This window comes from Chryseobacterium sp. JK1, assembly GCF_050632815.1.
Lineage (GTDB): Bacteria > Bacteroidota > Bacteroidia > Flavobacteriales > Weeksellaceae > Chryseobacterium.
The window spans coordinates 196320-204998 of record NZ_JBODRU010000007.1 but is presented as its reverse complement, the minus strand read 5'-3'; the positions used below and the strand labels follow the sequence as shown (position 1 = coordinate 204998).

Genomic DNA, 8679 nt, shown 5'->3' with positions numbered 1-8679 from the left:
ATGAATAGAGAGATGTATTCTTGTTTCAGAAACGGACGAAACAAATACATTCTACATAAAAAATATATTACGTCAAGTTTTGTCGCATTACGGTAATAGCTTTGTCTCATCAAAATTACAGAGCTATGGAATTGCCGTTTTACTTACACTTTAAAGACTTTGAAAACCATTATTACGATAATCTTGAAAAATGGTTTGAAGAATATCATAACACAAGCGAAATTGATTATTTGAAGGCACTTGCTGCTTTATACAGCCCTTATTTATATTATAATTTTGCAGAGAATAAACTGCAGGCAGACGCTTTTATAGAGGTGAAAGATTGTTTCTTTCCTTACCATGAAAGAATAGGAATTTCTTTCTGTAATCATTGTAATGACGAAAATTTTTCCAAAAAGAATCCGAATCATGTATTCGAATTTAAAAACATTTCAATGATGGAATACGCTCAGCATATTTTAGATAAAGTCAATAAATATTGCTCTAAGAATATCAATGCATTGAGTGGCAGTAAGAATATTCAGGATTATATTAACGATTATGATATTGTCACTTCGGTAGAAGGAGTAGGATACTGTATCAGCTATAACAGACATCAGAAAGTGATCCCCTTTTTGAAAGCTTATCTTCCTTATTATGGACAAATGGTGAGTATGCCTCTATACAGAGATTTTGTTTTCTCCATTGTAGATATTGCAGAATATATTGATAATAAGCTGAAAACAATGAAGGCTTTTGAACACTCTATCTACAACCAATCCAGAGCCGAAGCCAGATTCAAAGTACACATGAGCCGTCAGTTTCTGACGCTTTGTAACTAAAATTTTACACCATACATTCATACATAATTATATTGTCGAGAAACTTATGTTTTTCAAACAAAAATCCTGGCCCTTGTAGCCGGGATTTTGTGTATATATCATTCAATGTCCAAAGCCTAAAACCATATAATCTATCCCCAATCATCTGTGAAAATTCGCGTTATCTGTGGTTAAAAACAATCAACAATCAACATGTTCTAAAGCAAAATAAAACCCCACAAATTCACAATAAGTTTTATGAGAAACCATGTTCCCAATCATCTGTGAAAATCCGTGCGATCTGTGGTTAAAAACACAATAATTTAATGATGCTTTTGATAAGGAATATTCCAGATAAGATCAGCCGCCACATAATGAACCCCACCATGGCGAATACTCCTGCTGCCACGGATCAAATCATCCATATACCCTACATCTACCGTAAATGGCGAATGAGGAATATTGAACATATAATAAGCCGTAATACGCATCTCCCGATAACCAAAAGATTCCCATTGAGCATCCGGCTCATTGAGATGGCTGATAGAAAATAATGCTTCTGCACTAATCGCTAATTTTTGATTGTTCTTTGGAGATAAATTATAAGTCAGCTGACTTTTGATGCGGGTTCTTAGCTGAAAATCCTCTTCAACCTGATGAAAACCGGCATCAAAAAACTTTCTGAATTCCTGGCGCACTGTATTCTTAAGTTTGAATTTTTTTCCAAGTTCAAAAATATATGAATACCTTCCGTAGATCCTGAACTCCTGTTCCGTATTTTCTTTATCATAAGGTGCTTCACTCTCATATTTAGGCTGTCGGCGGTAGCTGATGGCATAGCTGTATTGCTGGTGAGGTGCAAAAGAATGAGATACTTCATGATTTAAAACCAATATGGCTTGTTTAGAAAATGGATTATCATTATCCGGACTGCTTTTTCGGCCAATAGCAATATAGCTTAGGGCCTGTTTTTTTCCTAAGGAATCCAGTTGTCTTTTTACCCCAAAAGCTGACCAGAATGCAGTATTGGCATCACCCAATCCTGGTGCACTGATCTGTGCCTTCATTAAAGTTCCTGTAAAACCCAATAATAAGAATACGATAAAAATTTTCTTTACACTAAATGTCATAGATAACTGCTTCAATATTAATTTAAAAAACTGCGAAATAAAGATGGTGAATAGAAATACCGTTGAAACGCAGAGGAAATAATGGTTCATAACGAAATTAAATACTTTATAAATGAATTGTTTATTTAAAATCTTGTAATACTGTTTAAAAACATGACAAAATAACCTATAGATTTAGGAATGATTTAGGGATGGTATATCGTTTTGATTGATAGTTGTTTACATGGATTTAAACTTTTTGCCTACTCATGTATTGTTAATAAAATGTTGATAACTTATCAGCGAATTGTGGAAAACTAAGTAATTTGAGTTGGATTTCTGATATATTTATCAATAAAAAATGATAGTGTGTTGATTGTCATATTGATATTCTGATAATGATAAGGATGTTTTCGCTGTAATATTTGAAAATGTATTAATTTTTAACACAATTTTTAAGTAATGATATAGAGTTTTAAAATTTATTTAGAATAGTTTAAATTAATGTTGTGAGATAAATTGCTATTCCTTTATTTTGCACTTTATTTATAATTATTTTAAATAAGGCTGAAAAAAATGATACAATCCAATGAAAATATGCTCCTGACGGGGTGTATGAATCATTCTGTAGGGACCAGGCAGGATGATACTTCAACAAAAAAAATACAGTGGTATAAACCATTTCTAATCTTTTTCTTCTCTTTACTGAGTGTAACCAACTTATTAGCACAGGAACAGCAAGGCGAAATTACGGGTAAGGTAAGCATGATAGACGGACAGCCCCTGAGGGCGATATCCGTTTCCTTAGTGGAAGTAGATCGTCAGACGCTAACGGATGATGATGGAAACTACCATTTTGCTAACCTTAATGCAGGAACTTACACCGTAAAGTTTCAGATCCTCGGAAGTAAAGAGGTCCGTCTTCCGGTTGAGGTAAAAACAGGTGAAGATACACAGCTTGATTACCAGTTGACCAAAGAAAATATTCAGGCGATTCAGGAAGTGGTAATCATGAAAAATACCAATAGATTTTCCAAAAAAGAAAGTAGTTTTGTAGCAAGACTTCCCTTGAAAAACCTTGAAAATCCACAGGTGTACAATACCGTTACCAAAGAACTTTTTCAGGAACAGGTAGCTGTAGACCTTGGAAGCATCTCTAAAAATGTACCGGGTGCGGGAGTTCCTATGATTGCCAACCAGGGTAGGGTAACATTCCGTTCAAGAGGTTTTGAAACAGAACCAAATGCGAGAAATGGGGTAGCAGGAGCTGCATTTTCAGTAATCGATCCTGTAAATCTTGAACGTATAGAAGCCATTAAAGGCCCTTCTGCTACACTGTTCGGTAAAAGTGTTGCCAGCAGTTATGGAGGAGTATATAACCGTGTCACTAAAAAACCTTATAATAAATTTGGTGGTGAAGTGGGCTATGTAGGAGGAAGCTGGAATTACAACCGTTTAACAATGGATGTAAATACTCCGATCAATAAAGATAGAACGGCTCTTTTCCGTCTGAATGCTGCAGGAACTTTCGAAAAAAGCTTTCAGGACCTTGGGTTTACCAACTCTTTAGCGATCGCTCCTAGTTTTTCTTATCAGATCAATGACCGTATGTCGCTTCTCCTTGATGTGGAATTCAATCAGGCAAAAGGAACATCTGTAGTGCGTTTTAATCCTTACACAGGAAGCAACAAAATTCAATCTATTGCAGATATGAAGTTTCCGTATTACAAGAACTTCCTGAGCGATGATCTTGCTTATGAGACGCAGATGATGAACATTTTTGCTCAGTTAAATTATAAGATTTCAGAAAACTGGACATCTCAAACCATCGTATCCCGAGCAAGATCTACCATTAATGGCTATATCTCTGCCATCAACGGAAAGACAGATTCTACGGCAAGTGCTCAGGTGATGGTAGGAACTACATCATTTATAGCAACCAATATTCAGCAGAATTTCATTGGAGATTTCCGTATAGGCCGTTTCAGAAACAGAATGGTTGTAGGATTGGATTATTATAACAATTCAAACCATTTCGACCGTTATCATACCAATACCAAAGTATTCAACTTTGTTCACCCTTCTGCAGATTTTAAAGTAAATCATTATACCATTGATGCACTTACGGCAACTTCCGCTTTCAGAAGAGAAAATAATAGTGATAACACGTATGCAGCTTACGTTTCAGACGTATTCAACATTACAGACCGACTTATGGTGATGGCGAGTTTAAGAGTAGACAGGTTTCAGTTTAAAGGAGTTTATGATATTACCACAGGAGAAATAAAAGGTGGATTGAGTAACAGCGGAGTGCAGACAGGACCTTACAGCCAGACCGCTCTTTCTCCTAAGATGGGAATCGTGTATGAAATCCTGAAAAATAAAGTTTCCCTATTCGGAAATTATATGAATGGCTTTAATAATGTAAGTGGTGTTGATATTAATGGAAATACATTCAGACCAGAGTATGCCAACCAGCTTGAGCTTGGGGTAAAAGCAGATATTTTCGATCACAAACTTGTAGGAACACTAAGTTATTATAACATCCGGGTAGATAATATTTTAAGAACAAATCCTGATGATATCAATTATTCCATACAGGACGGAACTCAGTTGAGCAAAGGGTTTGAAGCTGAATTAACAGCTAACCCATTTGACGGATTCAATATTGTAGCAGGATATGCCTACAATGACAGTAAATTTACCAACGCCAGTCCATCTGTTAACGGTTTAAGACCTGCATTATCAGGTCCTGCCAACATGTTCAATTTCTGGATCAGCTACCGTATTCCGGAAGGTAAACTGAAAGGCCTTGGAATTGGAGGAGGAGGAAACATGGGTTCTTCTTCTTATCAAACCAATACACAAACAGCTAAAGTGATTATTCCATCTTATAAAATGTTTGATTTTGGAATTTTCTACGATCAGCCAAAATATAGAGTAGGGTTGAAGTTTGATAATATTACCAACGAAAAAGCATGGTCTGTGCGTTTAACTCCACAGGCGCCATCCCGTTTCCTTGGAAGCGTTTCTTTAAAATTCTAAATTATAATTTCGACAGTTGATAAAAAAGTCCGGATCATGTTGTCCGGACTTTTTGTTTTATGGGGGGATCAATTGATCCAAAGACAATAATTATTTCGGTAACGTATTTTTCCATAAGAATTCCCCTGAAATGTTCCCGGAGTATTGTCGTACCAGTCCTGCCTGATCACATAAAGCCCCGGAAGCGTTGCTTTAAAAACTGCCTGATGGTTTTCATCCACCGGAATGTTCTTTTCCCAGTTTTCAGGATTAAAAATTCTCAGCATGGTTCCCTTTTCGACAGGTTTCATATCTCTGTAGGGAAAGATCGTGTAAACATTATCTTTTTTCTGAAGGCTGATGTCCATAAACTGTACAGGATCCGTTGCAGCCGAATGATTCCCGATATAATAAGCGCCACACATCAAATCGATGGGCCGTACATTTTCCTGTGGATTTTTAGAACGCAGAAGAACCGGTTGCTGATCATTCATTCCGAAAATTCGGTAGGCGCCTTCTTTATTTGGAGTAAAAGTGCCTTCCCAATGATCGCCATTAACTTTTAGGTCAAGGCTGGATTTTTTTCCATCAGCAGTAAGGACAAAGAATTTGAAGTTTTTGATTTCCTGAAACTCTGCTCCTGTAGTTCGGTGGCGTTCACTCAGATCATCAATAAACCCATAACATACCTGAACTTTCACGGGATCTTTTAATTTTCCAGATCCATGAATCTCCATCCAGTAAGCACTGGCTTTTGTAAGTTGAGGAAAGAGAAGAATTGTTGCAAATAACAGCAAAGAAAAGACTGTACGTAATTTATACATTTTATTCGAATCATATTAAGAAGCGAATGTAGTGAAAAAAGAAAATATAGAACCAAATAGGGCATTGATCGTATTAATCACAGGTAATGATGAAAAATTCAATACCTGAATTTCTTTATCAATTTCAACAAGTGGAATGTTCTAAAAGTGAATTGCTGCAATATTCAAAATACTGCGGCAATTCGGTTTATGGACTGTGTTTCTGTCGATTCTTTAGGACTAAGCTCCTGCTCCTGCTTTGCACATGGCATCCCATGTGGTCCAGAAATGAGCGTTAATAGCTCCAATAAGAGGATGGGTACTGTCTGCAACGATGCCTACCATCGAAGCACAATTGGAATTACAGCCTATCTCATTGTGGCTTCCAGGCTGAGGTGGAATTTGACGCCATGTACCGGTAGAACCGCTTAATAACTCTACCTTAATATCAAAGATCCCGGAAAGATTCGGAGTCTGAATCTGTTTTGTAGGATTTTCGCTTGAAATAGTATCACTCCAATTACCCTGCGAAAATGTGACACGCCACGCAGAAATCATTTTCGAAGTATCATGCTGAGGGGAAAGATACACCCAGAACTGTGCTCCTCCTCCAAGTTGTACCTGGCCGGAAGAATTTGCATTTACACTTGTAGTTGACATATTGAATGAATTTAGGTGATTAGTTGGTACCTCAAAGTAACAAACAACCTAATCATTATTCTATAGTATAAACCACCAATTGTGATTTCAGGTAGAAATACGCGGAATCAGTCTCAAAAGTTGGTAAGGAATACCATTCGCTTCATCAAATCAATGGAGTTGATTCTTTTCTTTGTGCATTAAAATTGTTTCATAAGGAAATAAATCTTTGCGATATATTTCAATACAGAGTATCATAATAAGGGGCACGGCTGATTACTATATAACAATCATTATCGGAAGACTACCGAAGACAAAAAGGAAAAGTCCAGTGAGGAAAAAACAAATATCATTCAGGAGCTGGCAAAAGATGCTGTTTCCAAAGAAACAATTAAAAAAGTAGCTACTGAAGTAGAGAAGAAAACCAATGATATTAAAACAAAAGGTTTTCAAGCCGGAGCCTGGATTGTTCTGGCAGTATTAGGAGTCGTTGCAATCGTAATATTTGGAATTTATAAATACTTAAAAAGAAAGAAATGACAGCATTAGAATTATCAACCAATTACAAAACGCTTCTCACGAAAAATGGGATTAATACCCCGTTGAGATTAGCGCGCTTTTTCGCGCAGTTGGATCATGAATCTAATTTGGTTCCGAAGAGAGAGAATTTAAATTATTCTGCGGAAAGATTACTGTAAGTCTTTCCTAAATATCTTACTCCAGTAACCGCTTATCAGTACGCGCGAAAACCTGAAGCTATAGCTCATAGAGTTTATGCTAATAGAATGGATAACGGAAACGAGGCATCAGGAGATGGGTGGAAATATCGCGGAGGAGGATTCCTGCAGCACACTGGAAAGGCTGAGTATAAGATTTTAAAAGCTAGAACTGGCATAGATTATGTTTCAAATCCTGATTTATTAGGTGGAGAAGCAGACGCTTTAATAGCTGCAATAGACTAGGCTTAATCGAATATTTCTTCATTAAAATATTTGAAAACTATAGAATATTATTCTTCGTCTTGTATGTGAATTTCATCATAAGATTCTTGAACAATTTTTTTTATTTTTCCAACTCTTTCAACTATGTGTTTAGTAGGAGACAATGTTTTTTGAGGATCAGAATAAATGTCATTCACAAAAACAATTCCAATTCCACTAACTTCCGGAAGCTGCATTAAAATAAAGTCTTCATACTGATTAAACATCTGATAGACCATTTTGTAATATAATCTAAATCTAATAGTGTTTTGAGCGTTTTCGATAGTATCTCCAGAAATGGATCTAGCTCCTACTGCAACAAAAGATGCTGTGGGATACTTTTTTTGAAGAATTGGCATAATTTGTATGCAAGATCTAATTATTTTATATGGTTCATGTGTATTGGTAGGAATGCTATATTTTCTTTTTGAGTCTCTATGAATTTTACAATAATATTTTATTGCAAAAAAATCTCCTTCATGATAAATTGCTTCTATACAATATTTTAGATTAGACTTTGTCGACTTAAAGAAAAACTCAAAACCCTCTTTAATAGAATGTCCAGCTTTTTCAGCTGGACACCCTCTATAATTATATATTTTATAATAATCTTCGTTCATTTACCAAGAAATTTCATGAGAGTGATTTCTTCCGGTTCTTGGGTTAAAAACGATGATATGACTTGCATCTGAAAGTTTAATAGGCTTGGAATCCTTAATGGTTGGCCAACCCTTTCTAATACCCTTTTGTGTTTGAGTCTTTAACTGCTTAGTTGACATATTTATAAAATGTTTATTGTTAATTTTACTATTTAGATTGTAACAAAATCTATGCAAATGGTTATTTAGAATGGTTCTAAAGTAACTATTTATGGTGTAAATATATGTATTTTATTGTGTTTGACAACAAACTACTCCATAATATTTATCAATTTTTATTATTTGTAATTAGTCTAAATAGTTGTTTAAGTCTTTTTTTTCATGTTTATATAGGATTAATAGTATTAGATAGGATTTAATATTTTTATTGTTTAGGTTAGATGTATTCACTCATATTTTCTTCATGCAAATCTATATGTAGGGAACGCCAAAACGTGTCGTAACATTATTTTACTTACTTACGGTTTTCCATAGAGTTATTAGTACGGAAGTATCTGGAAGAATACATATTGGTTTGTGAAAAACTTTTTAACGTATCAATTTCTTCCACTTTAATTATTTTAGCTCAGCCAGGATAATTGAAAATTTTCGAAGAAACAAAAAAAGGATGATTTTACAGAAAGAATCTCATATTCTTTAACGAATAGATAAAGGGAGATTTATTT

Annotated in this window: 9 protein-coding genes; 4 read left to right on the top strand and 5 right to left on the bottom strand. The window is 35.2% G+C overall.

From position 1 onward, the window contains the following. The first annotated feature begins 125 nt into the window (after nucleotides 1-125). Complete coding sequence (locus ACQ76T_RS24260; RefSeq protein WP_431345765.1) at nucleotides 126-821, top strand: hypothetical protein; 696 nt, start codon at nucleotides 126-128, stop codon at nucleotides 819-821. Between the two features lie 302 nt (nucleotides 822-1123). Here ACQ76T_RS24260 and ACQ76T_RS24255 read toward each other — a convergent pair whose 3' ends face one another. Continuing rightward, nucleotides 1124-1930: a hypothetical protein gene (locus tag ACQ76T_RS24255; protein WP_431345764.1), complete on the bottom strand. Its 807-nt coding sequence runs from the start codon at nucleotides 1928-1930 to the stop codon at nucleotides 1124-1126. 555 nt (nucleotides 1931-2485) lie between these two features. Between ACQ76T_RS24255 and ACQ76T_RS24250 the strand changes: the two genes are divergently transcribed. Continuing rightward, entirely contained in the window at nucleotides 2486-4954 is a 2469-nt protein-coding gene (locus ACQ76T_RS24250) for a TonB-dependent receptor domain-containing protein (protein WP_431345763.1), read from the top strand. 68 nt (nucleotides 4955-5022) lie between these two features. Here the strand turns inward: ACQ76T_RS24250 and ACQ76T_RS24245 are convergent, their stop codons facing one another. Together ACQ76T_RS24245 and ACQ76T_RS24240 are read right to left on the bottom strand one after the other, a co-directional pair. Further along, a complete protein-coding gene (locus ACQ76T_RS24245; RefSeq protein ID WP_431345762.1) occupies nucleotides 5023-5757 on the bottom strand; it encodes a hypothetical protein in 735 nt (244 codons plus the stop codon). Between the two features lie 219 nt (nucleotides 5758-5976). After that, entirely contained in the window at nucleotides 5977-6396 is a 420-nt protein-coding gene (locus tag ACQ76T_RS24240; RefSeq protein ID WP_431345761.1) for a hypothetical protein, read from the bottom strand. Nucleotides 6397-6911: 515 nt separating this feature from the next. On the opposite strand from ACQ76T_RS24240, the gene ACQ76T_RS24235 reads away from it, so the two are divergent. Both ACQ76T_RS24235 and ACQ76T_RS24230 read left to right on the top strand, forming a co-directional pair. After that, a complete protein-coding gene (locus tag ACQ76T_RS24235) occupies nucleotides 6912-7073 on the top strand; it encodes a hypothetical protein (RefSeq protein ID WP_431345760.1) in 162 nt (53 codons plus the stop codon). Between the two features lie 87 nt (nucleotides 7074-7160). Next, nucleotides 7161-7337 (top strand): hypothetical protein, encoded by a 177-nt coding sequence (locus ACQ76T_RS24230; RefSeq protein WP_431345759.1) that lies wholly within the window; start codon nucleotides 7161-7163, stop codon nucleotides 7335-7337. Between the two features lie 47 nt (nucleotides 7338-7384). Here ACQ76T_RS24230 and ACQ76T_RS24225 read toward each other — a convergent pair whose 3' ends face one another. Then, a complete protein-coding gene (locus ACQ76T_RS24225; RefSeq protein ID WP_431345758.1) occupies nucleotides 7385-7975 on the bottom strand; it encodes a hypothetical protein in 591 nt (196 codons plus the stop codon). Next, nucleotides 7976-8134, bottom strand: coding sequence for a hypothetical protein (locus tag ACQ76T_RS24220; protein WP_431345757.1), 159 nt, complete (start codon nucleotides 8132-8134; stop codon nucleotides 7976-7978). Nucleotides 8135-8679 lie beyond the last annotated feature (545 nt).

Coding starts and splice junctions, on each gene's coding strand:
- ACQ76T_RS24245 (WP_431345762.1), bottom strand. CDS start 5,757: ATGTATAAATTACGTACAGTCTTTTCTTTGCTGTTATTTGCAACAATT.
- ACQ76T_RS24230 (WP_431345759.1), top strand. CDS start 7,161: ATGGATAACGGAAACGAGGCATCAGGAGATGGGTGGAAATATCGCGGA.
- ACQ76T_RS24255 (WP_431345764.1), bottom strand. CDS start 1,930: ATGACATTTAGTGTAAAGAAAATTTTTATCGTATTCTTATTATTGGGT.
- ACQ76T_RS24250 (WP_431345763.1), top strand. CDS start 2,486: ATGATACAATCCAATGAAAATATGCTCCTGACGGGGTGTATGAATCAT.
- ACQ76T_RS24260 (WP_431345765.1), top strand. CDS start 126: ATGGAATTGCCGTTTTACTTACACTTTAAAGACTTTGAAAACCATTAT.
- ACQ76T_RS24220 (WP_431345757.1), bottom strand. CDS start 8,134: ATGTCAACTAAGCAGTTAAAGACTCAAACACAAAAGGGTATTAGAAAG.
- ACQ76T_RS24225 (WP_431345758.1), bottom strand. CDS start 7,975: ATGAACGAAGATTATTATAAAATATATAATTATAGAGGGTGTCCAGCT.
- ACQ76T_RS24235 (WP_431345760.1), top strand. CDS start 6,912: ATGACAGCATTAGAATTATCAACCAATTACAAAACGCTTCTCACGAAA.
- ACQ76T_RS24240 (WP_431345761.1), bottom strand. CDS start 6,396: ATGTCAACTACAAGTGTAAATGCAAATTCTTCCGGCCAGGTACAACTT.